We start from the raw sequence: 26,269 nt of genomic DNA on the forward strand, positions 1-26,269 counted from the left end.
GCCTTTCTCTACTTATTACATCCGAAAATTTATCTGACATTTCGCCTCACGCGCAGATAACCTGGATACGTCACTGCAAACTTGCCTGGTGGATCCTCTGAAATGCGCGTTTCAGCACTTCCTTGATTACTTCGAGCTTCACCGGTTTCACCATATAATCATCCATCCCGACGCCCAGGCACCTCGCGCGGTCTTCATTTAAAGCATTGGCAGTGAGCGCCACAATGTAGGGCAGTGTCAAACTGGATTTACGGATGACCGTAGTCGCTTCCAGTCCATCCATTTGCGGCATTTGCACGTCCATGAGGATCACATCGAAAACTTCCTGCTTCAAAATTTCCAGCACTTCCAGCCCGTTGCTCACGATGGAAATGTCGAAACCCAGCTTCTTCAACACATAATCGATAAACTTCTGGTTGACAAGGTTATCCTCTGCCACCAATATCCGCATCGGGAATTGCAGGGAAAAATCACGTTCCAGTAATTTCGTATCTGCCTGTGGTTCAGCATGCAATTTGTCAGAACTTGAATTTTTGTCAACAAATTTGGTAACAATGTGAAAATGAAACGCAGACCCTTTCCCAAATTCGCTTTCGACCCGGATACTGCCGTCCATCAGACGCACCAGTCGCTCGCTGATTACCAGCCCAAGCCCCGTACCGCCGTATTTTCGGTTCACGGAGGAATCGACCTGTGAAAAAGGCTTGAACAAATTGGCCAGATGCTCCGGCTTGATCCCGATCCCGGTATCCCGCACCGTAAATCCGACGCCGATCTCGCCGTGCTGCGGCTCGGAATGTTTATACACATGCACCGAAACTTCCCCTTTCGAAGTGAATTTCAATGCGTTATTGATCAGATTTGTTAGAATTTGTTTCAGCCGCAGGCTATCGCCGATCAGGAAATTCGGCAGGTCCGGCTCGATCCGGTACAGCAGATCAATGTTCTTCCGGGACGCCTGGGACGCAAAAAGATCGGTCATTTCTTTCACAGTCCGCCGAAGCTCAAACTCATGTGCTTCCAGATCGATCTTGCCGGATTCGATTTTGGAAAAATCCAGGATATCATTGATCACATTCACCAAAGTTTCCCCGCAAGCAGCTATCGTTTTCGTATAATCCTCCTGCTCCTCAGTGAGTTCCGTCTCCGCCAGCAGCGCCGTCATGCCAATTACCCCGTTCATCGGCGTCCTGATTTCGTGGCTCATCGTGGCGAGAAAAATACTTTTAGCCTGGTTGGCCCGCTCCGCTTCTTCCCGCGCCGCCTCCGCCTGCTCGTGCTGCTCGTACAATTCCTCGGTCTGCGTCCGCAGCTCTTCCGACTGCGATTGCAGTTCCTCATTCAAAGCCTGCAAATGATCCGACTGGGCATGCAGCTCTTCCGCCTGCCGCTGCACCATCATCGTGCGCTCCTCCACCAGCCTTTCGAGCTGTGCTTTTTGCTTGACGATCGCATTCAGGCGGTAATTATAAAAGAGATACACCCCGCAGATAATCAGGCTGACCATCAGCAGCCTGAACCACCAGGTAGCCCAAAAAGGCGGTTTGATGATAATAATAAGCGCCTGCCGACCCATCACCCAGGTACCTGAAATGTTCTGCGCTTTTACATAAAAAGTATAGGTACCCGGCGGGAGATTGGTGTAAACCGCCGTATTCTTGCCGCCAACATCATTCCAGTCCTCGTCAAAATTTTCCAGCTTGTAAGCGTAATTCTTGGCAGAAGAAACAAAATCCAGCGCCGCGTAATCCAGTGTAATGAAGGATTGGTTGTAGGATAAGGTGATTTCTTTTGCCTCCGAAATATCGCCTGCGAAGACCGGCTGGTGACGCTTGTCCGCCGCTGACGTCACATCCTTGTTGAAGATCCGCAGCCTCGTGACCACAATCGGATAGTCGCCCTGCTCCTGCCTCAGCTGGCGTGGATTGAATTTGTTAAAACCGTTCACCCCACCGAAATACAAATTCCCCTCATGGTCTTTGAATGTTGATTTTTGCTTGAATTCGCGCGCCTGCAGGCCGTAAGCTACCGAGTAATTCTGAAACTTTTCCAGGGTTGGGTCAAACATGGAAAGCCCGCCCGTGGCGCTCACCCACAACATGCCCATATCGTCGATGATCACGGCCTGGGTCACATTATTGATGAGCCCGTCTTTTGTAGTGTAGTCTTTGTACCGGCCGGTAGAAGGATCGAAACGCACCAGGCCTTTCAATGTTGCCAGCCATAAAATGCCGTTTTTATCCTCCGTCATGCAGTTAATCGAACTGTTTGCCGCACGTTTTGCATCAGAAATCCTGAACCGGTTGAAAGAATCCGTAGCCGGGTTGTACCGGTTCAGCTGACCTTCATCCGTGCCCATCCAAAGATTTCCTTTGCTATCATTCAAAAAACAGTTGACGGTATTTCCCGACAAAGCCTTCTGATCCTTTTCGTTGCCCAGATAATGCCTGAAAACCTTCTTGACAGGATCGTAACAATCGACACCCTCACCGAATGTACTCAGCCAGATTTTACCATCCGGTGTGCGGGCAATTGCATAGATGTTATTGGAATACAAAGAATTAGCAACACCCTGCTGATGTTTGAACATTTCCGAGCGGCCAGTCTCCGGATCAAAAACACTCAACCCGCTGCCCCAGGTACCTACCCACAATTTTTGCTGCGCATCCGCTACGACGGCCAGCACAAAATCACCGGAAATACCTTTGCCTGGTCCCACGTAATGATGCGCCGTGAACTGCTGCGTTTTGGGATCCAGCATATCCAGGCCGCCGCCATCGGTCCCGATCCACAAATTGTTTTTCGGGTCTTCGTAAAAGCAGAGGACAAAATTGTTGGACAGGCTGTTTTTCGAAGAATTATGCCGGTAATGCTGGAAACTGTTGTCGCTTTTGTAAATGCTAACACCTGCTGCATACGCGCCCAGCCAGAAATTTTGCTGCCGGTCCTTATAAATGTAGTCCACCGAATTCCCGCCGATGCTGCTGGGGTCAATCGCATCGTGCGCCTGGGTCCGGAATGTTCCGGTTGCCTGGTCAAGAATGTTCAGCCCGCCATTTTCCGTACCGACCCATATCTCGCCCTGGTTCTCGCTGATGCTCATCACATGATTGTTGGACAAGCTGGCGGCATTTCCCGTCTCATGTCCAAAATGCCGGAAAGAGCCGTCGGAAGGCCGGTATACATGCAGGCCGCCACCGTAAGCACCTATCCAGAAATTGCCCTTGCTATCCTGAAAAACCGTACGCACATCTTCACGGTCGAGCGTGGCGGCCAGCTCGGTGTTATTGTCAAATCTCCGGAAAGCACCCGTCTTGGGATCACGTACCTGCAAGCCCGCCGCAGTACCCGCCCACAGCCGGCCTTCGCGGTCGCAGAACACCGTATTGACCCGGTCACCGTGCACGCCGCCGGTTTGTTTAAGGCCAAATTTATAGTGAGTAATTACTACACCTTTTTCAGGATCAAAAAGATCGAGGCCGTTGGTGGTGGCCAGCCATAATTTTCCATTTTTATCAAAAACTATCCGGCTGATAAAATTGCCCGAAATGCTCTTATTGTTATTCAGGTCAGAAGCATAAGCCTTGAAATGTTTCCGGCTGCGGTCCAGCACATTGAGCCCGCCGCCTGCCGTCGCGATCCAGAGATTCCCGGATTTGTCTTCGGTAATGTGCGATATGTGATTGCTGCTCAGGGTGTTTTCGTCCTGCTCATCATTTTTATAAACTTTGAACTCATGACTGTCGTACCGGTTGAGCCCGCCGTTCGTACCGATCCAGATAAATCCTTTGCTGTCCTGAAAAATGCAGTTTACATTGTTGTCGATTAATCCGTTCTCCGCGGAAATATGTCTGAAATGGATGGGTTTACTCTGAGAAAATGCGGTTGACGCAAAGAGCTGCATCAATAAACAATAAAAAAGACAGCAAATATTCCGCGTCATGCTTTTCCTAGAGGCATAAAACTACTTTGTAAATTTGTAGAAATATACGGCTTACTTAGGACTATCCCCTAACATTTGGGTAATCGCATGAAAATTAGAACTGTTCTTCTCAACCCCTCATTTCGGCGCGCTAAATTTTGACACTTTTCCCCGTCGCAACCGACTTGTAAATCGCCTCCACGACCCGCGTATCCCGCAATCCCTCCTCGCCTGGCGCAATCAGGTCGGTGTTGTTGATGATCGCCAGACAGTCCTCGTCCATCTGCTTGGCCTGCTGGCTTTTAATAGGTACATCAATGATCGTCCCGTCCGACATACTGCCTTTATTGCCATTATAAGCCGAAGCAGGTTCCATTTTAAGCCAGCCTTTTTCGTAATTTACCTGCAAGAAATTCATGTTGATCCCGTAGCTGGTCTGGCAGGAAGCACGTGCGCCGCTGGGGAAATCGAGCATGAACATCATCGTTTCTTCTACTTCCTTGTAAATTTCCGGCCGGGTGGTAGAAGCCTGGGCAATTACGCTGATCGGCTCCTCGCCCGTCGCCAGTCTCGCGCCCTGCAATGCATATACGCCCATATCGCCCATCACGCCACCGCCGAGGGCTTTTTTCTGTTTCCAGTGATCTGTTCGCGCATCGAAGTAGCCTGCCGCGCTGGTAATCATTTTTACTTTTCCAAACTTCTGGTCCTTCGCCACTTTCATAAAAGCTTGAATGTTCGGGTCGTGCTGGCAGCGGTAGCCGATCGCCAGTTTTACCTTATTGCTTTTGCAGGCACTGATCATCGCCTCACAATCCGCCACCGAAGGCGCCATCGGTTTTTCACAAAAAACATGTTTCCCGGCCTTCGCTGCCCGTACCACATATTCCCGGTGCATCGACGGCGGCAAAACTACGTACACAATGTCGATATCGGGATTGTCGGCGATCTTGTCGAAATTCTGATAGTTATAAATGTTCTTTTCAGGAATGTTGTATTTCTTTTTCCAGGCTTCCGCTTTGGCCGGCGTGCCCGTCACAATGCCCGCGAGGTAACATTTCTCCGTGATTTGCAGCGCAGGAGCCAGCAGGTCTGTACTGTAATATCCCAAACCGACCAATGCAACGCCCAGTTTTTCCTTGGCGGGTCGGGGTAAAACTGTTGCCCAGGCATTTGACAAAAGCGTCGGTGCCCCGGCCAGGGCTGCACTCGCGAGGGTTAATTTGGACAAAAAATCACGTCTTTCAACTTGCATAGCTCGTTTGGATTAGGGAGTGGAGAAAAATGTGTCGGCAGGACACGTAGCGCCGTCGTCACATTCAGACCAAAACATTCGGGAGCCTCTTATCTACTGATTGTCTCATTCAAAAAAATAGTCGGCATGTAATTTGCTGGTTTCCGGCGATGACACCCGATTAATCCACTATGAAGCAATGCATTTGCCGGAAGCCGCTGGTACCCAATCAGCGGTGGTTCCTTCTTTTATCTTTCCTGATAATCCGCATCTCCGGGCCGGTTTTGGCACAAAATCAGCCGGTTCCCACCGATTCTAGCAAGCTCATTCCTGATACCCTATTGTTCCGTCTGGAAAAATACCAGGCTGCGATCACTGAAATGAACGGTGCCAACAAAAAGGGGTATGATGGGGATAAAATACGCGGTGAACTTGCCGGAATCAAAACCAATGTAACGCAGATCGATTCGGCGATGCAGGTTACCAAAACCATCCCCGACAATAAAAGCCTGCTCAACTACCGTCTGATCCTCTCCGATGCCCAGCTGAAAACGGCCGAGTGGCGTAAATCGCTCTCGAAATATAACATGCAGCTGCAACGTATGTCCGAGCAGGTGATCCGGTTCAGCCGTGATTCGCTGCTCATGACTGACGGTACTGATACCACCCAGCGAAAGCTCTACGCCCAACAGATTTCCGACCTGCGAACCCGTCTCCAAAACACCGGAAAAGTGACGGTAGCCAACCTCGATACAGTCAGTAAGCTGCTTGCTGACGTATCTGCCGTGTATTTTCAAACTATTGACCTTCAATCGATTGTTGATGATTATGTAGCCGAATCAGGCAGGAATGTGCTCAGCCGCGAGTACCGGCTGCTATGGAATGCGCCGCGGACAAACAGCTCCGACAACATTGGCGAGCTCGTCAAAACTTCCTACCTCGGGCAGGACAAAATCTTACGTTATTTTCTCAACTCTACGTGGGACAACCGGATTTTTTTGCTGCTGGTATGCGCCGGTTTTTTCTGGTGGATTTATATTAATTTCCGCCTCGCTGCCCAGCCAAAAATCGCAGCCGACCTCGGCACCATGCAGTTGAGCTACCTCACCCGCATCCCGATCCTTTCCACGCTGGTCGTTTTATTCAACCTCACCCCGCTTTTCGAACCCGGCTCACCCTCGATTTACATTGAGGTCAACCAGTTTTTCCTGCTGGTCACACTTACTGTTTTTTTATATAAAAGGTTACCCAAGAACCAGTTACAAGTCTGGTTCAGGATTCTGGGTTTATATGTACTGGTGATTTTTACGAATGCATTTGTCAACGATACCTTCCTGCTCCGACTCCTGCTGATCCTGCTGAATGCGGTTTCGATCTACTTCGGGATCTGGCTATACCACAAAATGAAAGAGGCGAGTTTTGACAAAAGATTTATCAAACCTGTCGTCATCATTTATGTTATCCTGAATGTCGGCGCGGTTTTGCTGAATGTGCTGGGGCGGATCAGCCTGGCGAAATCTTTTAACATGACGGCCATCAGCGGGCTTGTCCAGATCCTGAGTCTGGCGGTTTTTGTCGAAATTGTTACCGAGGCGCTGGAACTGCATATCAAGGTCAGCTCATGCTCCGGCGGGATTTTTTCGCGGGTCAATGTGCCGCGCACGCGTGCTAAATTTCGTAAAATGCTGGCGTTCATTTCGGTGCTGCTGTGGATCATTGTGTTTTCCATCAACCTCAGTATCATCGATTTCATCGTCAATTTCTTTGAGCACCTGCTGATCAAACCACGGACGTTCGGGAACATTACTTTCACGCTTGCCAACATTCTGTTTTTCGCGGTGATCATTTATCTTTCCAATTTGCTGCAAAAAAACATCGGCATCGTTTTCGGAGAAACCGACAATACTTTCGGCAGCACCACAAAAATTGAAAAGACCTCCAAGCTGGCACTGGTCCGCCTGCTGGTGATCGTAGTTGGCTTCCTCTTTGCCGTCATGGCGTCGGGTGTGCCGCTGGACAAAATCACCGTGCTGATCGGCGCGCTGGGCGTCGGTATCGGGCTGGGTTTGCAGAACATTATCAACAATTTCGTATCCGGTATCATCCTGATTTTCGAAAAACCATTTACGATCGGCGACTACATTGAGCTGGCGGATAAAAAGGGAAAAGTGCTCGATATCGGCATCCGGTCAAGCAAAATGCTTACTTCCCAGGGTTCGCGGGTGATCATTCCAAATGGTGATCTGCTCTCCGGGCGGCTCGTGAACTATACCCAGAAAAATACGCAGCTGAAAAGCGAGATCATTTTCAAGGTCAATGTAGAATCGGACCTGGACCTTGTAAAAAAACTCGTGAACGAAACCATTGAAAAAGGTGAGGACATTGTCAAAAATGCCCCGGCACAAATTCTTTTCAACAGCATTGGCGCGGATAATGTAGAACTGAAAATTCTTGTTTGGGTAAAAAGTGTTTATGCCGACGCTACTTTCAAGAGCTACGTTCTCGAAACGCTTTACAGAAAATTCAAGGAAAATAATATCAAGGTTATGTGATTTGAAAACGCTGGCATTAACTGGTTTACAGCCTAAGTCCGAGCGAAATGTAAGCAATCGTCCGCTCTTTGGAAGTTCCGACAATCGCTTCCAAAACCAGCATTTGCGCCGGGATCACATAAATGCCGCCGCCATAGCCATCGTGCCATCTGGAAGAATTTTCTTTCGGGACCCACACGCGGCCCACATCATTAAACCCAATAATCCCGACCGAGCCCGGCAGCAGATAAGACCGGAAATCAAAGATTTTGAGACGCATTTCCAGGTCATTATAAACCATTTTGTCCCCTGTGAACCGGCCGGTATTGAAGCCGCGCAAAGTCGTCTGGCCGCCCAATTTCACCTTTTGAAAAAACTCCGGCGCGCCAAATACAGCCCCTACACCCGTCCTGTTGATAATGATCCAGGTCGAATCTCGCCCCGGGTTTAATGTAAATCCGAATTCCGATGATAATTGCAGGTATTTTTTACTGGTGCCCGAAATGCCGGTGAATGTGCTGGCCGTGTTGTTCCAATAAATGCCGCCCAGCCGCTGAATGCCCTTGTTGCGCGTATCGAGGTTTGCGGAGACCGTAGCGCCGAAATAACCTTTGTCCGTAAATACCTTTTCCTGAGGGTTTTGAATGTTGTATTCGCTCAAAAATTTCTTCCTGTTGTTTTCAGGATTGCTGCCATAAAACTGGCCTGCAAACCCGCCGCTGAAACGCCAGTTTTTTAAGTCGCGGTACACCGAAACATCGCCCGTCACATACTCGTAGCGGTTGCGGTAATAGTTAATGTCCTTGAAACCCTCATTCACAAAAACCGTCTCATTCCCGATCCCGAAAAAGTTGCTCACATTGTTCGGGCCCCGCGATCGGACATTGATCATCAGATTGTGATAATCTCCCAAAGCTTTTTTGAAATCACCATTATAGGTAATCAGAAACGATTCCCGCGCAATGGAATATTCCGCCAGAAACTCGTGGCGATAGGCATAAGGTTCTTTCCGAAAGCCATGTTTTTCATAACTAAACCCGCCCAGCAGCGACACGCCTTTGTCCACGCCATAAGTAGCGCTGGTCACCAATGCAAAACGATCGTACCTGAAACTTTTAGTGTCATAACTATTTACCAGTGAATCATTTGACAGCCTGAATGTGGCTTGACTGCGCCTTGGAAAATTGTTTTCACTTCCTTTTTTATCATAAATAAAAATGCGCTTTTTATCATGTAAATCTGGGTCTATGCTGACACTATCCCGACCTTCTCCCGCAACAATGCGGACCTTGATCGGCGATGGCTTTGTGCCGGAAATGTTGAACCGGTCGCTGTTATCAAAGCCGTATACATGCACTTCCTTGGTGATTTGCGGGTAAAAAGTGCGGTTGTAAGTTGCATGATCAATGCTGCCGTCATTTTTTATTTTATTGACGGCCACTTTCATGCTGCCATCCGCATTGTTTTGAATGTCAAAATTGTCATGCTTGTCGGTGCCCGGAATGTCCACATCTTTTGCCAAAAAACGGTAATATTCAAGTCCCTGCCAAGTCAAATTTTCCCGTCGTGCTTTAAATTTAGCAATGATATCCTCTCCCGAAATCTTGAAAATCGTATCGGGCATCAGCCGCATCGCATTCGTAAAAACCTCGTCTGTCAATGTTTTCTGGACGTATTCGATTTGTTCCTTCCAGTCATTTTCACCTATCTGGCTCAGAAAATATCGGTCAAAAGACTGGTTTTGCAGATTCCAGCTTTTAATGTCCCTGATCTCCTTGTCATAAGCCTGAAACTTGGAGCGGAGCCAGCCGTGCGAAACGATCCACGGCAGGAGACCATTTGTTTTGTAAAAAACCTGGTCACGGTCGCGCGGTACCGGCAGGTAAGTATCGCCTTTTTTGCCCTTGATGCGTTCCCAGCGCCACTGGTCTTCGTGCCGGTCCCAATCGCCAAGCAGCATATCCAGCAGCCGCGCGCGCAGCACCAGCTTGTCGTCGATCCAGTTATCATTATCGTCACGGATTTTTTCCTGGACTTTCTGGGTATTCACCGTTTTATCCGCATCCAGCGGCGCACGTTCCTCGAAGAGGAAAACCTGATTGGCAAAGTCGGCACTGTATTTGCCCAAAACAGGATCCGGCGCCAGAAAAACGATCTCCGGATTTGCATGCGGAATGCCCAACGCCTGGGCCAGCGGCGGTACCACCAGCGCGCTGAAAGGATGCGTAGCCGAAACCTGGTCTTTGAGAATGTCGGCAGCGATGGTATTTTTCAAGTCGCTGGACAACTTGCGATCGGGAAATTTTTGCAAAGTCCGCAGCACCCACTGATGACCCGAAGTATCCGCCAGGCGCAGCGAGCGCGTCTGATTTCCGCCGCCAAGCTGCAAAATCTTCATCCCGCCTTTTTCCTGGAATAAATGTAAAACCCGCATCTTCACCGGCGCACCCCAAACCGCACGGTTATGACTACCCAGAAAAAAACGGTGCAATTTTCCAACATCATTATACTCCGGCCCAACTGCGACAGATATGCTGTCATTTTCAGTTTGTGCTAATCCAGGGAGTGCTATGAGCCAGGCTGGCAGCAGAAAAAGAAAAAAACAACAGCTTTTGGCGCGTAAAAAACAAGGCATAGGCAAGACTTCAAGTGGAGCCGGGCCGCAATATAAGCGAAATGCAACGCTTATAAATGGTTGATCGGCTTGTGACCGGTTGCATTGCCCGAACCAGCCGAGTTTTATGTTCGTAGAATTTCCGCAAAGCCACCGGATCATTGGCACCTAATGTAACGATGCCCAATCATTGGTACATGCTATTGTGTGGTTTTGGTTTTGGGAAATGGAAACACAAACATTCCAACCACGAGTTACTTCTACGAGCACTTAGAATGTCACAAAATCACTGTTCCCATTTTTTCGCAGACCTCTTCAGCTGAAAACCGTTAGTTAACCCACATCTACCGAAGGAAAGGTATACGCTCAGTGTAAAGAAGATATAGCTCATTTTCGCATCGGTAATATTTTTAACAAAAACCATTTTTAGAAAATGAACAGTTTATCAAAAATTTCCCGGTTGGGAATAAGTGCAGTTTTTATGGGAGCGGCTATGTTTATGAGTAGTTGCTCGAAGGAGGAGGCGCAGGCGCCGGAGCCACGGATTGATCTTACATCAGATTTAAATGACCTTGATGGTAATGCAAAAATCAATGACCTTGCTCCCAGTATTCCCCAGACAGCGGGACTTGCTTGCAAAGGTTGCCAAGCTGTGGGCTGGACAAACTCAAATTGGAATGCAAACGTACCAACCGGCACTTCAACATCGACCAGCTTATGGGGTATAGCTCCGTGGATAAAGGCACTCCGAGGCAATGATGAAACCGCTTCATTTATTACGACATCGGCAATCGAATATGCAGGCGGCGGGGCACGTTCATATGTTGATGCAACAATTAAGAATCTTACACCAGGCAAGACTTATGCTATCAATGTACTTATATCGACAACCAAGACCTGGGATACTGATTATGTAAAGTCCGCCATTCTTACAATAACGCATTTCAACCTGGCTCCGGTAAATTACTTTGAAACGAATTTTCATGGTAAGACAGGTCAGTGGATACCACAAACAATAGTTTTTAAGGCCGTAGCTGATAAGGCAAAATTAGGGTTTGGTGTGAATGTGGCAGGAGCAAATGTTACTGGCTATGCAAACATTTCAGTTGGGCCGAACGCAATTAAGCAGCTGGACTGATTTAGCGCTTGAAACAAGGCTAGTATATTTATTGGAACCGGGCAACCTTGGAAGTCCGGTTCTTGTTAAAATCATCCTGGTGAAGTTAATCGTATTGTCCCTACCTAATTCAAATTCAACCCCACAGTCAACCCCAAATAAGGCTTTCCCTGGTAAATCCAGTACTTCTTATTTGATTCCAGCAAATGATCCATGCCGAGGGCTAAACCGAAATTTAGTTTTTCGACTGCGGCCATGATGACGAGGGCTTTGGACCAGATGAAGCCGTCGTATTCGACGTTAATGTTGTTTTGGGTTACCCAGGGATTCATGGGTGTGACGCCGATGCCGGTTGCGAAGCCGCCCGAAAGTCCGAGGTGGGTGATGTGCTGGCTTACCTGGCCGATTGGATTTTGGTTGTACGAAAGTTGGTAGGCGTCGCGGCGATAGCCGATGTAAATTGCACCGTTGAGGTGGTTGCTGAGCTGGGGCGAAAATGATCTGGTCGAAGGCCGGTACTTAAATGGCATCGTCAGCACATCCAGGTCGAAGGCACTTTTGCGGTAATTGCTCGACTCGATCTCCTTATCTCCTTTTCCGACGGCGTAAACGGTTGGTTTTAAACGTTCGGGCTGGGGTTTCAGCTGCTTCCAGCCTTTTTCGACTTTGTAAACAAGGATCGAATCGCCATCATTCTTGACATATACCCGAGACTTTTTCCCTTGGGTTTTGGTTTGGTACAATCCGTCGGTCAACTTGTATTTCGGACTGTCTTTCAAAGCGTTGCAAGACATGAAAACAGTGGACAAGAACAAAAGCCATAGAAATCTATGCATTCTCCTGCCCATTTTTTTCCCGCAGCTTTTGCTTGGCTTCCTGCAATCTTTCCGCACTATCGATGCTGTGAGAGCGGTGAATGTCATCATCCGCCTCTGACTCGTCGGAAAGTCGCTGGTAGAATTTGTGCAAAACATCTAGCTCAGCCTCTGACAAATCCTCAATGTCAACCATCCGGTTACTAGCGGACTTACTTGCCGCAATCAGCTCGTTGAGTTTCAGCTGAATAGCTTTCGAATCTTTGTTTTGCGATTTTTGAATAATAAAAACCATCAGGAATGTGATGATGGTGGTACCGGTATTGATGACGAGCTGCCAGGTGTCGGAATAATGGAAGACGGGGCCGGTAACTCCCCATACAATAATGATCAAAAAGGCAGTGATGAATGCGACTGAACTGCCTGTCCAGCAGGTAATTTTGGTGGAAATATCCTCAAATATTTCGCTGACTTTCTTAGCCATATTTGTAGAGTGTAAAGATTATCCCTGATTCTCAAACTACGTGCCAGTTTTCTTTAAAAAAAACAAGCAGAACTATTTTAATTGAAATTTAACTTAAAAATATGCCCTTTCCGGCCCGCAAATTACCCATACGCTACTTAAAAGAGACGCGCGCCACACTTTGATTTCTGCATACATTTAACCATCTTCGGTTACAAATGTTTTATGCATTTTTCAACATTCAAAATCTCATTAAAGCCATGAAATCCAGACAACTTCTACTCCTGATCTTGGTGACGGCAGGCTGTGTGACTATACCCGAATTTGGTGATGCACCGGCGATTTATTACAATGGTATTAGCCAGTCTACCGAGGTAGATGCGAGTGGCAAAAAAATTAAAGAGCGGGTAACCGTGATGATTGATTTTGAAGATGGTGATGGTGATCTGGGCGCTAGTCCCGAGGAATATTCCGACCCGGTATTCCGGGCGCGCTATGGCAACCGGGGAAATTATGAGCTGGTTACGGTAACGAGAGCGCTGGACGGCACCTGGTCGGAAAGAATAGCCGATGTGGATTCGGCCAAATGGATGCCGCTTTTAAAACCTACCAAAACCAAAGGCCCCATCAAAGGCAAGCTGGATTTCAACGCTTACTGGCCTTACGGAAACAGCACGCAGCCGATTGAGATTAAATACAAAGTGAGGATCAGGGATAGGGCGCTGAATGTCAGCAACCAGATCGAAACCGACGTGATCACCGTACCCGGTTACCGGTAGTTTATTCAAAAATCAACCCTCATTTGGGACAGGATCGAGGCCGTGATTCCTGAGCACGATCAGCCTGGACACAGCGGCGGCAATATCAGCTGGCTCCGGGTAAGGAATTTCCTCCTGATATAACCAGCTGGCAACATCGCGGATAATCGGGTTGCGACTTTGAAGATGTTTGGGTACCGAAAATGGCAGGATTTCATGCGGACTTTGCCAGGGTGTGTGCTGCGGATTGGTTTGTGCGTATAAAACCACCACCGGCGTTTGCGTAGCAGCAGCAATGTGAATCGTAGAAGTATTGACCGACACCACGCAGGCTGCATGCGCGACCACTTCAATAAAACCTCCCAAAGAAAACATTCCGGCCACATTAATGGCGTTTATCCCGATCCCGGCCGCAATGTGACCCGCCAGCTCCCTTTCCGAAGCCGAGCCTGAAATCAGCAAGGGAATGTTAAATCGTTCTTCGAGTAATTTGCCGGCCGCTATCCATAAATCAACCGGAAACCGGCGCTTTTCTTCGGATACTCCGGGGTGGAGGAGCAAAAAAGGTGTTTCCAGCCTGAGATGAAAAGGCGCCAGCTTCTCATGTACCAGTTTAAAATCCGCTACATTCCGCTTTAACCTGATGTGAATGTCAACCGGCTTGGCGCCCAATGCTTTAACCAGGTTCAGATCGCGGTCTACCTGGTGCAGGATCTGCTGGTAAGGTTCCGTATCGGGGAGCCAGGTAGTGAGCAGATCGTATGGATTTTCGCGTGAATAAGCCGCGCGGATGTTGACGCCAGCGATCGAAACGAGCATGGCGGCCGGTAGTGAACTTTGGCTGTAAACCGTAAAAATAATCGCTGCGTCAAAGTTGCGGGAGGCAATATCTGCGGCAAGTACCTGTAAATCGGGCGCATCTTCGGCAATACTTTTTACCCAGGGCAGCTCTGCAATGATCAGTTCGTCCACACAGTTGAGGTAAGGCGCTACCAGCGACCCGGCCTGCGAGGTAAGCAAAGTAATTTTGCTGCCAAAAGTATCCTTCAATGCACATAAGGCTGGTGAAGACATGAGTACGTCGCCCATATTGTCGGCTCTGATGCACAGCACATTACGCAAAGGTATGCTATCAGATACTGTCATCGGATATGGTTTGACTGGTAATGTAATCCGCGGCATCGAGGAAAGAGCGGGTGGTGTAGTCCGGAACACGCGCAGGGCCTTCGAGCCACTCGGTTTCGTTTCCGTTGTCGATGAGCACCGTGCGGCAGCCCGCGCGGTTCCCCGCCTCCACATCATTGAGAATATCGCCGATCATCCACGAATGTTCCAGGTCAATGTTCATTTCGCGGGCTGCACGGAGGAGCAGGCCTGGCTCCGGCTTCCGGCAGTCGCAGGCCAATGTTGACTCATTGGAAGGCGCGTGCGGACAGTAATAGAACCCCGCCAGTACCAACCCATTTTCAGCAAATTGGTCTTCAAAAAACCGGATCAGCGCGTCCAGCTCGGTTTGGGAAAACAGGCCCATCGCCAGCCCCGGCTGGTTGGAAACGATTACCAGCTGGTAACCATCGCCATGCAAAGTGCGCAGTCCCTCGAAAACATCTTCTTCGAAAACCACTTTTGCCGGGTCAGCATTATAAGGTTCGTCCCTGATAAGTGTCCCGTCTTTGTCGAGAAATACCGTTTTGTTAGCTTGTTGCTGCATAAGTTAAAACGCTGCTTGGAAAATTGCTCCTGTTTTGGGTACCTGATTTATCCAGCATGATCAGATAAGTAGCAGGATGCGTTTTCACGCGGCTGCCGATGCGGTTGTAAAGCTGATCAGCCTTTTTTGCTACAAAAGACCAGGTGAAGTACCTATTTACGCGTTTTAATGCATTTTCCCTTAATTGCCCATATTTTACCGGACATTTAATCCCTTCTAAAACCGCTTTTGCCAGCGCTTCCGGATCATGCGGCGGCACCAGAAAGCCTGTTTCTCCGTCGCGGACGGTGTATTTGATACCACCTACTGCCGAGCCGATCACTGGCGTACCGCAGGCCATCGCTTCCAGAGGCGTGATGCCAAAGGGTTCGTACCAGGGCGTGGAAATGAAAAAGTCGGCTGCCTGATAATAGTATTTCAGCTGCTGGCGGTTTCGTCTTCCTGTAAACTCGATCTGAGGCAAAACACCGTCGGCTTCGGCGATATTTTTCAATCTTTTAAATTCTGCATCTTTCTCAAAATCAGGCGCATCGTCGGGACCACCTACTACCAGCAGCCGCAGCTTTGGAATGTGTTTCAGATAGCGCAGCGCGCGGATCACATTGTCGATACCCTTTCTCGGCACAATCCTGCCCAGCTGTAAAAGTACGAGTTCGTCCTCTGCCAATCCCAGCCGTTTCCGGGCTTTCGGCCTCGCCAGCGGATGAAATTCGTCGGCGCTAAAACCGCAGGGAATGATGGTAATGCGCGACGGATCGGCTTGGTAATGTTCGATCAGGTCGTCGCGGTCCTGCGGACATTCTGCAATGATATAATCTGCATCTTCCACGATCATCTGCTCAATATCGAGCCGGGTGACAGGAAATGCATCCTTTTCTTTCTGGTGGATCATCCTGATTTTTCCCAAAGCATGGAATGTGATCACATAAGGAACGCCCAAAGCTTCTTTGATCCGCGACGCAACCAGCCCCGACATAAAGAAATTGGCATGGACCAGTTCATAAGAATTACCCAGGTTTTTGATAAACCGGATCATGTTTTCGGAAAACTCATCCATAAAACCCAGCAGCTGCTCTTTGGGTACTTCCTGCGCAGGGCCGGCGGCTACATGCACGACGCGGATACCTGGCAACCATTGTACGATCTCCGGCAGGTCCTCGCTGTCGCGGCGCGTAAAAATGTCGATGATATAACCCAGGCGCGCGAGTGATTTGCAGATTTCCGCTACATATACATTCTGACCGCCACTGTCTACGCCGCCTAAAACGGCCAGCGGAGAGGCGTGTTCGCTAATGAATGCTATTTTCCTTTTCATGATGGTTAAGTTGAATAGTTTGTCTGAAAGTGTTTTCCCAATCGGCTGCAAACCGGCTGATATTGAATTTTTCCATCGCCACTTCCCTCGCTCCCTCGCCCAGCTTGCGCGCCTGTGCGGCATCATTGATCAGCGCATTCATGCCCGTGATCAGTTTTTCAATATTGGTATCGATAATCCCATTTTCTCCGTTTTTGATCACCGTCACATATTCCGTGGTCGCCAGTGCGACGATCGGCATACCCGTCATCATCGCTTCGCAGACAGCCAGACCAAAACTGGTATAGCGGATCGGGTTGAAGAAAAACCGGTAACGACTGATAAATTCCGGCAGCTGCGGATTGAGCACCTCTCCCAGCCCGCCCGAATCCGTGGTACCCATCCCGATCAGGTCCAGCGGCACGTGCTTGCGCACCTCGTCGAAAACATCCCAGCCGGTAATGCGTCCCCGCTGCTCAATGTGGTTGATCACCACAATACCTCTTGGAATATCACCCTGGTAATGCACCGGCGGAATGCAGACGCCATGCTCGATGACGCGCACATTGCGGCTGCCGCCATTGTCCCACATCAGCTTGTTGAAATGCGTGACATGCACCATCGTCACTGCCGGGTCGGTTACTACGTGGCGGGTGTTGGTGGGGTGGCGCTCCGGCGTGTTATGCTCGACGTAGATTTTCGGCAGCGATTTTTGCCTGTCGGACAAAACTTCATGCTGATCGATAAGATAATTGCGCTCCGATTGGAAAAGAATACAGTCAAATTCCATGTCACGGAGGTCGGCCACATCCACTTCGATCACATTATTGCCAAACGGAAATGTTTCGCCGCGGCCGTAGTAGCCTTCGGTCTTGGTACCATTTACAGGAATGAAAATATCATAAGTGCCTTGGGATAAATAAAATAGATAACTGCCGTGAATATGCCAGGTGAAAATTCTCAACCGGCCCTGACTGCTTATTCCGCTCATGTAATGTTAACGTTAGTTAGAATCGCGGGCGGCTTGTCAAAAACGGTGCCATCCGGAGAAACGCTTCTCTGACCGACAGACTTTTAGCTAAACACGACAGAAGTGAGGCTATTGGGTAAAGTTTTCAAGGAAGAATGTCCACACCGGGCAAAGAAGCATTCACATTCCATTTTAATAAGATGCTAATCCGGCTCTAAGGGTTACCTGGCATGATAGTTGTCCGGCTGCCGCCGGCACTTCAAATAATGATCATTTGCTTATGTATATTCTCGGAATTAATGCAGCTTTCCACGATACTGCTGCGGCCCTGGTAAAAGACGGACGTATCATCGCAGCCGCCGAAGAAGAACGTTTTACCCACATTAAGCACGGCAAGCGGCCGGTGCCTTTTTCAACCTGGGAACTCCCCTTTCATGCCATCGATTACTGTCTTAAAACCGCAGGGATCAGTTTGAAAGATGTGGACCACATTGCTTATTCCTTCGACCCGGAAGGTGTTTCGCAAGGATCGGTGTACGAGAGTCCGCTGGACGAAGACCTGGGCACTTTGGTAGAAACCAATGTCTATAATGGCTGGGATACCTTGTTTTTGAATTATATCAAAAAATCACCCGAGCAGCTCCGCGACGGTTATCCGCACCATTTGCAAAAAAGACTGGCCAATGGCGGCGACATTGCCGGTAAATGGTCTTTTGTCAACCACCACATTGCCCATGCCGCAAGCGCATTTTTCCCGTCGCCCTACTCAGAAGCTGCCGTGCTTACCTTGGATGGCCGCGGTGAAAAAGCCACTACCGGTTATTTTTTAGGTAAAAATAATGAGCTGACGCAGCTCGCGACGGTAGATATGCCGCATTCTCTTGGGATGCTGTATGAAAAAATGACGACCTACCTGGGCTTCCTGCATTCATCAGACGAATACAAAGTGATGGCGCTGGCTTCTTACGGAAAACCGGTTTACCTTGAAGACTTCCGCTCGATCATCCAAGTGGGTGAAGACGGCCAGTATACCATTGAAGACTTTGATCCCGAGCAGCTCTGGGGACCGGGCCGGACCAAGGAAGATCCTTTCGAGCAGCTGCACCACGACATTGCACATTCGCTTCAAAAAGCACTGGAAGAAACCGTTTTGAAACTGGCACACTGGCTGCACGCACAAACCGGCTCCGAAAATCTGGTGATGGCTGGTGGCGTGGCGTTGAACTGTGTGATGAATGCAGTGATCCGGGATAATGGGCCTTTCAAAAATGTGTGGGTGCAACCCGCAGCCGGTGATGCAGGCACTGCCCTGGGCGCCGCGCAGTGGCTGGACGTCCAGTTGAACGCTACCTCAAACGATATGCGCTATACGCAGCCGATGGACCATGTGTACTGGGGACCGGAATATACCGATGATGAAATAGAGAAATTCATGATCTGGGCAAAAACGCCGTACAAGCGCCTGACCAACATTGCGAAGGAAACCGCCGAGATCCTGGCGCAGGATAAGGTGATTGCCTGGTACCAAGGACGCATGGAATTTGGCCCGCGCTCGCTGGGCGCCCGCTCGATCCTCGCCTCGCCTATCCACCCCGACATGCAGGCCCGGCTGAATGATATTAAAGACCGGGAGGATTTCAGACCGGTAGCGCCCGTGGTGCTCGAAGAAGCTGCCAATGATTGGTTTGAACGTGCTAATGTTTCGCCATTTATGCTTTTTGTATACCCGGTGAGGGACGAGAAAGCGGACCAGATTCCGGCCGTGCGACATACCGACGGTACTGCGAGGGTGCAGACTGTCAATCGCGACCAGCACCCACTTTATTACGACCTGATCACGGAATTTAATGCACTGACCGGCGTTCCGGTGCTTGTCAATACTTCTTTCAACACCCGCGGCGAGCCGATTGTATGTTCGCCCCGCGACGCAATCGAATGCTTCTGGACTTCCCCTTTTGATGCACTCATTATCAATTCATTCATTTTGGAAAAATAATGATCCCAGTGAACATCAGCGTGGTGATTCCGACATTCCGGCGTCCCACGCTTTTACAAAAATGCCTGGCGGCCATCTGCAACCAGACTTATCCCGGCTGCTATTTCGAGGTACTGATCGTATCCGACGGGCCTGATCCTGACACGGAAAAGCTGGTGGATGAACTTACCTGCGGTAATTCGGACTGCATCAGATATACGCATCTCGAAAGTAAAAAAGGCCCGGCTGCAGCGCGTAACTATGGCTGGAAAATTTCATCGGGCGAGCTGATCGTTTTTACGGATGACGATACCATCCCCGATCCCGACTGGCTGGCTTCCTACTGGCGCGCCTACCGGTTTCACGACCGGCAGGAAATTGCTTTCACCGGCCGTGTGCACGTGCCGATACCGGAGCTGCCGACAGATTACGAAAAGAATGTTGCGAACCTTTCCACAGCCGAATTTGTGACGGCCAACTGCGCATGCAGCCGTGAGGCCCTGGAACTGACCGGCGGCTTCGACGAATCATTTCCGGCCGCCTGGCGGGAGGATTCTGACCTGCAATTCAAGCTGCTGGAAAATCAGATACCGATTGCGCGTGTGCCCGAAGCGTCTATTTGTCACCCGGCGCGGGAGGCAAGGTGGGGCGTAAGCCTGGCCGAGCAAAAGAAAAGTATGTTCAATGCATTGCTTTTTAAAAAACACCCTGATTTTTACAGAAAACGCATTTCCTCCGGGCCAGTCTGGAATTACTACACCATCATTGCAGCCAGTATACTGGCGATTTTAGGTTACGCCATGCATATTCCTTCGCTGGGTTTTGCAGCATTGGCTGTATGGATCTTCTCGGTAGGAGTTTTTATTGTAAAAAGGCTCAGGGGTACCAATGCGTCCTTTTCACACCGGATGGAGATGATCGTCACATCCCTGCTGATACCTTATCTTTCTGTATACTGGACCATCCGCGGCGCACTGCGTTATAAAGTTTTTTTCCTATGAAATTTCCAGCAGAAACTACCCGCCGCATCGCGGTTTTCAGGGCATTGCAGCTTGGCGATATGCTTTGCACCGTACCCGCTTTCCGCGCTTTACGGCACGCGTACCCCGAAGCCGAAATTACTTTGCTCGGACTTCCCTGGGCGGCTTCTTTCTGTGTGCGCTTTTCAAAATACTTCGATCATTTCATCCACTTCCCCGGTTTCCCCGGCTTGCCCGAGCAGCCTTTCGAGGAAGCTGCTTTTCATGAATTTGAACAAAGACTTCAAAAGCAATCTTTTGACCTCATTTTACAAATGCAGGGAAATGGCAGTATTGTGAATGACATGCTGATCAAACTGGACGCGGGGCCGGTTGCTGGTTTCCACAGCGAAGGCAGTTACTATGATCCCGCACTTTTTTTGGAATATCCGACAGGTATCTCTGAAATCGAGCGGCATTTGCTGCTGATGGAACATTTGGGGATTCCGTCACAGGGTACTGATCTCGAATTTCCGGTCAGTGAACAGGACGCTGCGCAATTGCATGAAAAAAATGATATGCTCGAAAAAGGCCGGTATGTATGTGTGCATCCCGGCTCGCGGGGTGCCTGGCGGCAGTGGCCTCCCTCCCACTTTGCAGCGCTGGCCGATCAATGTGCGGGCATGGGACTCGACATTGTAGTGACCGGCACCGAAAGTGAGGCGCCGATCACCAGCCAGGTACTGGAAGCGATGGAATATCCGGCGATCGATCTGACCGGCAAAACCAATCAAGGCGAAATTGCCCAGTTGATCCGTGAAGCCGCCCTGCTGATCAGCAATTGTACCGGCGTGTCGCATGTTGCTTCTGCCACACGCACGCCGAGCATTGTCATCAGCATGGACGGCGAGCCCGAGCGCTGGGGACCTTTGAATAAAGATATTCACAAAACGTTCGACTGGACGGTCGAGCAGAATTTCGACCAGGTACTGGCTTCCATGATACAGCTGCTCGAAAAAAGCAACATGCAGCCCGCAGAATAAACTTGACTATTTGGCTACTGCGGCTTTTACTCTCTGCGACATGTCCATCAACCGATGAATGTTCTGGGCAAGCTGCTGATAAGTGCTTAATCCGGTCATTTTAAGTCCTGTACCAGCGGTAGTCATCGTGATGGTCGGGAATTTTTCAATGCGGTTGCAGTAAATTCTTTGCAGGTCCGCCTGCAAGGCCAGCCGCGCCGGTTTTGCGTCAAAGTCACTGCCAAAACGCTGAAAGTCGAAGAAGCCGCGGTGGGCTTTGTTCACGTCCCGTGCAAGTTCCACCAGGACATTCATTTTCGAAACATCGCGATCTTCTACAAAAGCTGCTTCACGAAGTCTTTCCAGGTACAAATCCGCAGCAAGCGGCGATTGCAGACCCGCTGCCTTTACAGCCAGGCAGGCAGCATGCGGCGACGTGACGGGTTCTTCCTCCGTGGCCGATGCCGGCGTTTCTTTTGAAATACAAAACTGATAAGTCATGTAGCTCGCAAAAGTGTCGGCAAACCGGCGCCAGTGTTTTTGCATGTTCCAGCTGGTGCGGCAAAACGGGTGTGTGTACAAAACAATTTTAATAGGTTGGGGCAGGGATTCTGATCTGTACATAGTAAAATCAATATTGTTGATGGTTAGGTGATTTCATCGATGCATCATTTCCGATTAGGCCGCCTTTTGCTAAAAATCCATACCCCAAAAGCTTGCCACGGGTTTTAAATCCCACTTCCGGCAGATTCAGTAGAGGATATTGCCGATTTGCACGGAATTAAAAAAGCGGTTACTTAGAAACGTTGCGGAAGGATCAGACCTTAAAAAAGGCAATGCAACAAAATTGGCAACTACTTCCGCAGTAGGCACTAACTATCGTGGAATATACGCTACGATTTTTCCACATCCTGGCTAGAACAGATTTTGCTTATTGGGGCGCCCCTTCGACAAAAATCTACACCGCCACAGCCACTGCAAATGCACTTTCTCGCACATTTCTGGCTGAGTACTTCATTAAAACGATAAATTGCGTTTCAATCGAACGCAATAATGGCAAAAGAGGAAAATACGCATTACACGAATCTCGAACCGCACGACCGGCCCGTTCCCGTGGTGGCGATCGGCGGATCGGCCGGGGGACAAAAGGCCATTTCCGAACTCCTGGAACACCTTCCTCCCAGCACCGGCCTAGCATTTGTGTACATTCAGCACCTCTCGCCGACGCACGACAGCCGCCTTCCCGAAATATTGTCGAAACTTACCCCGATGCCGGTAGCAGAGGCCGAGCCGCTGATGCACGTGAAACCAGATCATTTGTACATCATCCCGCCAAACCGCGACATGGAGATCGTTGACGGCGTGCTTGTGCTGATGCCCCGGAAGCCCCGGCCGCACATTCACTTGCCTATCGATCAGTTTTTTATATCTCTTTCCGAAAGACAAAAAGATGGCGCGATCGGCATTGTGCTTTCGGGTATGGCCAGCGACGGTACGCTGGGCTTGCAGGCTATCAAGGTAGCCGGTGGGATTACCTTCGCGCAGGATGAAACGGCGGAATATCCGAGTATGCCAGAGTCTGCCATCCGCGAAGGTGTGGTGGATATGGTGCTCTCTCCCAAGGAAATAGCCAGCGAGCTCAACCGCCTCAGCAAACATACCGACATTTTTCAGCTAACCCAGGAAACCGAAGACAGCAAGCAGGAAGACGAGCCCGACAAGGACCTGGACAAGATCCTGATGTTCCTGAAAACCACCGTGGGGATGGATTTCGGGCATTATAAAAAAAGTACGATCCGAAGAAGGATCATCCGGCGCATGCTGCTTTTCAAGCTCGAAAAGCTGAGCCAGTATGTGGAATATATCAAGCTGCACCCGGGCGAGGCAGCCACGTTGTACGACGATCTGCTCATCAATGTCACCAGTTTTTTCAGGGACGAGCAAACGATGGTATATGTCAGAAAACAGGTTATCCCATCTGTTTTAAAAAACAAGGCGCCCGGCGAAGCGATCCGTTTCTGGGTAGCTGGCTGCTCTACCGGCCAGGAAGCGTACTCGCTGGCCATGCTGCTGACCGAAATCCTGGGCGACCGGGTTACCAGCACACCAATCCAGATTTTCGCCACGGACCTCAGCGAGACGGCGATTGCCAAGGCGCGGCTGGGGGTTTATACCAAAAGCGAAATGAAAGATGTGAGCGACCAGCGGCTCGCGCGTTTTTTTACCAAAATAGACGACCATTATCGTATCAACAAGTCGCTCAGGGACTTATGCGTTTTTGCGCAGCACAATCTGCTCAGCGATCCGCCTTTTTCCCGCATCGATCTGGTCAGCTGCCGGAACCTGCTGATTTACCTCGACGATATTTTACAGAAAAAAGCGCTCGCAACATTTCACTACGCCCTGACGCCCGACGGCGTGCTGCTGCTCGGAAAATCGGAATCAGTAGGTACCGCTTCATCACATTTTACACAAACAGATAAGGATTTTAAAGTTTTTGCCAGAAAAAACCGTACGCTCGCGCGGATACCGGGCAACATTGGTTCACCGGACGAAATCAACTATACGGACGCCAGAAGATCTGTCAAAAATGAGGAAGTATTATCAGCAGCCCAGCTTGATAAACTCGTGGATAACTGGCTGTTGAGCAACTTTGTACCGCCCAGTATTATCGTGGACCAGGACATGGAGATCCTCCAATTCCGCGGATCAACCAGTCTTTTTCTGGAACCCGCACCAGGCAAGGCCAGCCTGAATTTATCAAAAATGGCGCGGCCGGGACTGGTGCTGGAACTGCGCAATGCCATTCACAAAGCCAGAAAAACGTCACAGCCCGCAGGGAAAAGCGGGCTCGAAATCGTGGTGGCGGATGAGACACGTTACGTGAGTATCAAGGCGATCCCACTCACGAATCCCGATAATCAGCAACTGTTTCTGATCCTTTTTGAAGAGACCAAAGACCATCCGGTACAAGCTGGAATCTCGACCGAGGACGCAGACAAGCGGGTTTTGATGCTGGAAGCGGAACTGGCCGCGCTCCGGCAGGATATGCACTCGATTATCGAGGAGCAGGAAGCGAGTAACGAGGAATTGCAGTCGGCGAACGAGGAGATTTTGAGCAGTAATGAAGAGCTGCAAAGCATTAATGAAGAGCTGGAAACCAGCAAGGAAGAGATAGAATCGGCAAATGAGGAATTGCAAACCATTAACCAGGAATTGCAGATCCGGAACGATCAGCTGACGGAATCATACAATTACTCCGAGGCGATCCTTTCCACAATCAACGAAGCGACACTGGTTGTGGACGAGCAGCTGCGGATCAAAGTGGCTAACCGGGCATTTTATAAGGTTTTTCAGACCAACGAAGCCAATACCGAAAGTAGTACGATTTATGAGCTGGGAAACCGGCAGCTGGATTTTGAAGAATTCAGGAACATTATGCACGGCCTGGTACACGGCGGTTCGAGCATTTCGGGTTATGAGGTAAAAATCATGGTCCGGCCCGAGGAAGAACGTGTGATGCGCATTCACGCGCGGCGGGTTTTATTAAGCCGGCGGCAAACTATACTACTTGTTTTTGAGGATATTACCGAGCACCGGAAGGCTCAGAAACTGGCCCAGGAGCGGCAAGAATTTCAGGAAACATTGAATGAACGCCTGAACCAGCGCGTGGAGGAACGTACCGCGGATCTGAAAACTGCTTATGCCCGGTTGGAGCTTGTGAATGCGGAACTGGGCAGGACTGCGGAGAGCTTGCAGGCGGTACTCGACAGTTCTCCGGCATCCATCGGCTTTTTCAAAACGGTCTACGACGAGCATTCCGTGCCCGTAGATTTTGTGCTGATTGTCTGTAACCGGAAGTTTGCCCATGTTTTTGGAAAAGACGTAAGCGCACTGACCGAAAAGACCGCTTCGCAATTGTATCCTGTTGAGCGCGTGGATATTATGCTCAAAGTGGCAATAAGCCAGGTCGGACATTATGAAGAAATATTTTCGGAGCAGGAGAAAAAATGGGTGGGCGTATCGATCACCCGCCACGACCACGGCATTGCAATTACTGAGCTGGATATCAATACATTAAAGCATGCGCGGCTGGAACAGGACGAGCTCATGCACCGTCTGAACGATTCTTACGAGCTCATCGAATCGCTCTCTGCGTTAAAGGAATATGTGCATCATCGCGGCTCCATCCTCCGCTCTGCATTTCACGATCTCCGCAGCAGTTTTGGCATCATCAGCGGCGCAGCCTCCCTCCTGAACTTGATGGAAACAGAAGATGACAGGAGAAAAAACCTTGAAATGATCCAGCGAAACCTTCGTGTGGTGGCGGCGATGATGAACCAGCTGCTTGATTTTGCGCGACTGGAAACCGGCGAGGAAGAGCTGGAAATTTCCTCTTTCAATGTCTCGGAAACATTGCGTAACCTGATCGAAAGTTTGAAAAGCGCTATTTCAGCAAAAAGATTGTCCTTTGATTACGACGGCCCAGCCGAACTACCCATTGAAAGCGACGCCCCAAAAATCGCGCGGCTGGCCCAAAACCTGATTACCAATGCCTTAAAGTATACGGAAACCGGTCATATCAAAGTTGAATGGACAGATGCCGAACTGATGGGAGACCGGCCGCAGTGGCGCCTGGTGATCAGTGATACCGGCTCTGGCATTCCCGGCTGGCTGGTGGACAGGGTAATAGAAAATGATGGTAATGATAACCTGCGCGAAACGAGTGTTGAAGACCCTCCGCTGAAAATGGATGATAGCGTCGGTTTGTTTATTGTAAAACAGCTGGTGCGGATTCTGGGCGGCAAGCTGCAGGTGGAGACCAGTTCTTCGGGCACCAGGTTTGATATTCTTTTGCCCAAAAATCACCAGTAAATTGTTCCC

At 49.6% G+C, this 26,269-nt stretch carries 17 protein-coding genes; 7 read left to right on the top strand and 10 right to left on the bottom strand.

Annotated elements, in window-relative coordinates:
- Nucleotides 1-70: 70 nt before the first annotated feature.
- Nucleotides 71-3,904, bottom strand: coding sequence for a hybrid sensor histidine kinase/response regulator (locus FEN17_RS07275; RefSeq protein ID WP_171037862.1), 3,834 nt, complete (start codon nucleotides 3,902-3,904; stop codon nucleotides 71-73).
- 169 nt (nucleotides 3,905-4,073) lie between these two features.
- A complete protein-coding gene (locus tag FEN17_RS07280) occupies nucleotides 4,074-5,177 on the bottom strand; it encodes a Gfo/Idh/MocA family oxidoreductase (protein ID WP_138364607.1) in 1,104 nt (367 codons plus the stop codon).
- 170 nt (nucleotides 5,178-5,347) lie between these two features.
- Between FEN17_RS07280 and FEN17_RS07285 the strand changes: the two genes are divergently transcribed.
- Complete coding sequence (locus tag FEN17_RS07285) at nucleotides 5,348-7,708, top strand: mechanosensitive ion channel family protein (RefSeq protein WP_138364608.1); 2,361 nt, start codon at nucleotides 5,348-5,350, stop codon at nucleotides 7,706-7,708.
- A gap of 25 nt (nucleotides 7,709-7,733) precedes the next feature.
- On the opposite strand, the gene FEN17_RS07290 is transcribed toward FEN17_RS07285, so the two are convergent.
- Nucleotides 7,734-10,322 carry a BamA/TamA family outer membrane protein gene (locus tag FEN17_RS07290; RefSeq protein WP_205748107.1) on the bottom strand — a complete coding sequence of 863 codons (2,589 nt, stop codon included), beginning with the start codon at nucleotides 10,320-10,322 and terminating at the stop codon, nucleotides 7,734-7,736.
- A 412-nt stretch (nucleotides 10,323-10,734) separates the two neighbouring features.
- Between FEN17_RS07290 and FEN17_RS07295 the strand changes: the two genes are divergently transcribed.
- On the top strand, nucleotides 10,735-11,439 hold the full coding sequence (locus FEN17_RS07295; protein WP_138364609.1) for a hypothetical protein: 705 nt from the start codon (nucleotides 10,735-10,737) through the stop codon (nucleotides 11,437-11,439).
- Between the two features lie 104 nt (nucleotides 11,440-11,543).
- Here FEN17_RS07295 and FEN17_RS07300 read toward each other — a convergent pair whose 3' ends face one another.
- Nucleotides 11,544-12,212 carry a hypothetical protein gene (locus tag FEN17_RS07300; protein WP_138364610.1) on the bottom strand — a complete coding sequence of 223 codons (669 nt, stop codon included), beginning with the start codon at nucleotides 12,210-12,212 and terminating at the stop codon, nucleotides 11,544-11,546.
- 34 nt (nucleotides 12,213-12,246) lie between these two features.
- Complete coding sequence (locus FEN17_RS07305; protein ID WP_138364611.1) at nucleotides 12,247-12,717, bottom strand: low affinity iron permease family protein; 471 nt, start codon at nucleotides 12,715-12,717, stop codon at nucleotides 12,247-12,249.
- A gap of 239 nt (nucleotides 12,718-12,956) precedes the next feature.
- On the opposite strand from FEN17_RS07305, the gene FEN17_RS07310 reads away from it, so the two are divergent.
- Nucleotides 12,957-13,475 carry a hypothetical protein gene (locus FEN17_RS07310; protein WP_138364612.1) on the top strand — a complete coding sequence of 173 codons (519 nt, stop codon included), beginning with the start codon at nucleotides 12,957-12,959 and terminating at the stop codon, nucleotides 13,473-13,475.
- Nucleotides 13,476-13,487: 12 nt separating this feature from the next.
- On the opposite strand, the gene FEN17_RS07315 is transcribed toward FEN17_RS07310, so the two are convergent.
- From FEN17_RS07315 to FEN17_RS07330, 4 genes are read right to left on the bottom strand one after another with little or no spacing between them, the layout of a single operon-like run.
- Nucleotides 13,488-14,600 (bottom strand): glycosyltransferase family 9 protein, encoded by a 1,113-nt coding sequence (locus FEN17_RS07315; protein ID WP_171037864.1) that lies wholly within the window; start codon nucleotides 14,598-14,600, stop codon nucleotides 13,488-13,490.
- On the bottom strand, nucleotides 14,587-15,165 hold the full coding sequence (locus FEN17_RS07320; RefSeq protein ID WP_138364614.1) for a D-glycero-alpha-D-manno-heptose-1,7-bisphosphate 7-phosphatase: 579 nt from the start codon (nucleotides 15,163-15,165) through the stop codon (nucleotides 14,587-14,589). Before FEN17_RS07320 ends, FEN17_RS07315 begins: the two co-directional genes overlap by 14 nt.
- The gene (locus FEN17_RS07325; protein WP_138364615.1) at nucleotides 15,149-16,480 is read right to left on the bottom strand and encodes a glycosyltransferase family 4 protein; all 1,332 of its coding nucleotides are present in this window, start codon (nucleotides 16,478-16,480) and stop codon (nucleotides 15,149-15,151) included. Before FEN17_RS07325 ends, FEN17_RS07320 begins: the two co-directional genes overlap by 17 nt.
- Nucleotides 16,455-17,450, bottom strand: a complete 996-nt coding sequence (locus tag FEN17_RS07330) for a glycosyltransferase family 4 protein (RefSeq protein ID WP_138364616.1) — start codon at nucleotides 17,448-17,450, stop codon at nucleotides 16,455-16,457. The genes FEN17_RS07325 and FEN17_RS07330 overlap by 26 nt, the downstream gene beginning before the upstream one ends.
- Nucleotides 17,451-17,709: 259 nt before the next feature.
- On the opposite strand from FEN17_RS07330, the gene FEN17_RS07335 reads away from it, so the two are divergent.
- The 3 genes from FEN17_RS07335 to FEN17_RS07345 are packed head-to-tail and all read left to right on the top strand — an operon-like array spanning nucleotide 17,710 to nucleotide 21,406.
- Nucleotides 17,710-19,425: a carbamoyltransferase family protein gene (locus FEN17_RS07335; protein WP_138364617.1), complete on the top strand. Its 1,716-nt coding sequence runs from the start codon at nucleotides 17,710-17,712 to the stop codon at nucleotides 19,423-19,425.
- On the top strand, nucleotides 19,425-20,405 hold the full coding sequence (locus FEN17_RS07340) for a glycosyltransferase family 2 protein (RefSeq protein ID WP_229208723.1): 981 nt from the start codon (nucleotides 19,425-19,427) through the stop codon (nucleotides 20,403-20,405). Before FEN17_RS07335 ends, FEN17_RS07340 begins: the two co-directional genes overlap by 1 nt.
- Nucleotides 20,402-21,406 (top strand): glycosyltransferase family 9 protein, encoded by a 1,005-nt coding sequence (locus tag FEN17_RS07345; protein WP_138364619.1) that lies wholly within the window; start codon nucleotides 20,402-20,404, stop codon nucleotides 21,404-21,406. The genes FEN17_RS07340 and FEN17_RS07345 overlap by 4 nt, the downstream gene beginning before the upstream one ends.
- Before the next feature lie 6 nt (nucleotides 21,407-21,412).
- Here FEN17_RS07345 and FEN17_RS07350 read toward each other — a convergent pair whose 3' ends face one another.
- Nucleotides 21,413-22,009, bottom strand: a complete 597-nt coding sequence (locus tag FEN17_RS07350) for a DsbA family protein (protein ID WP_138364620.1) — start codon at nucleotides 22,007-22,009, stop codon at nucleotides 21,413-21,415.
- 429 nt (nucleotides 22,010-22,438) lie between these two features.
- Between FEN17_RS07350 and FEN17_RS07355 the strand changes: the two genes are divergently transcribed.
- Nucleotides 22,439-26,260, top strand: coding sequence for a CheR family methyltransferase (locus FEN17_RS07355; protein ID WP_138364621.1), 3,822 nt, complete (start codon nucleotides 22,439-22,441; stop codon nucleotides 26,258-26,260).
- The last annotated feature ends 9 nt before the right edge of the window (nucleotides 26,261-26,269 follow it).

This window comes from Dyadobacter luticola, assembly GCF_005860805.1.
In the GTDB taxonomy this organism is placed as follows: Bacteria; Bacteroidota; Bacteroidia; order Cytophagales; family Spirosomataceae; genus Dyadobacter; species Dyadobacter luticola.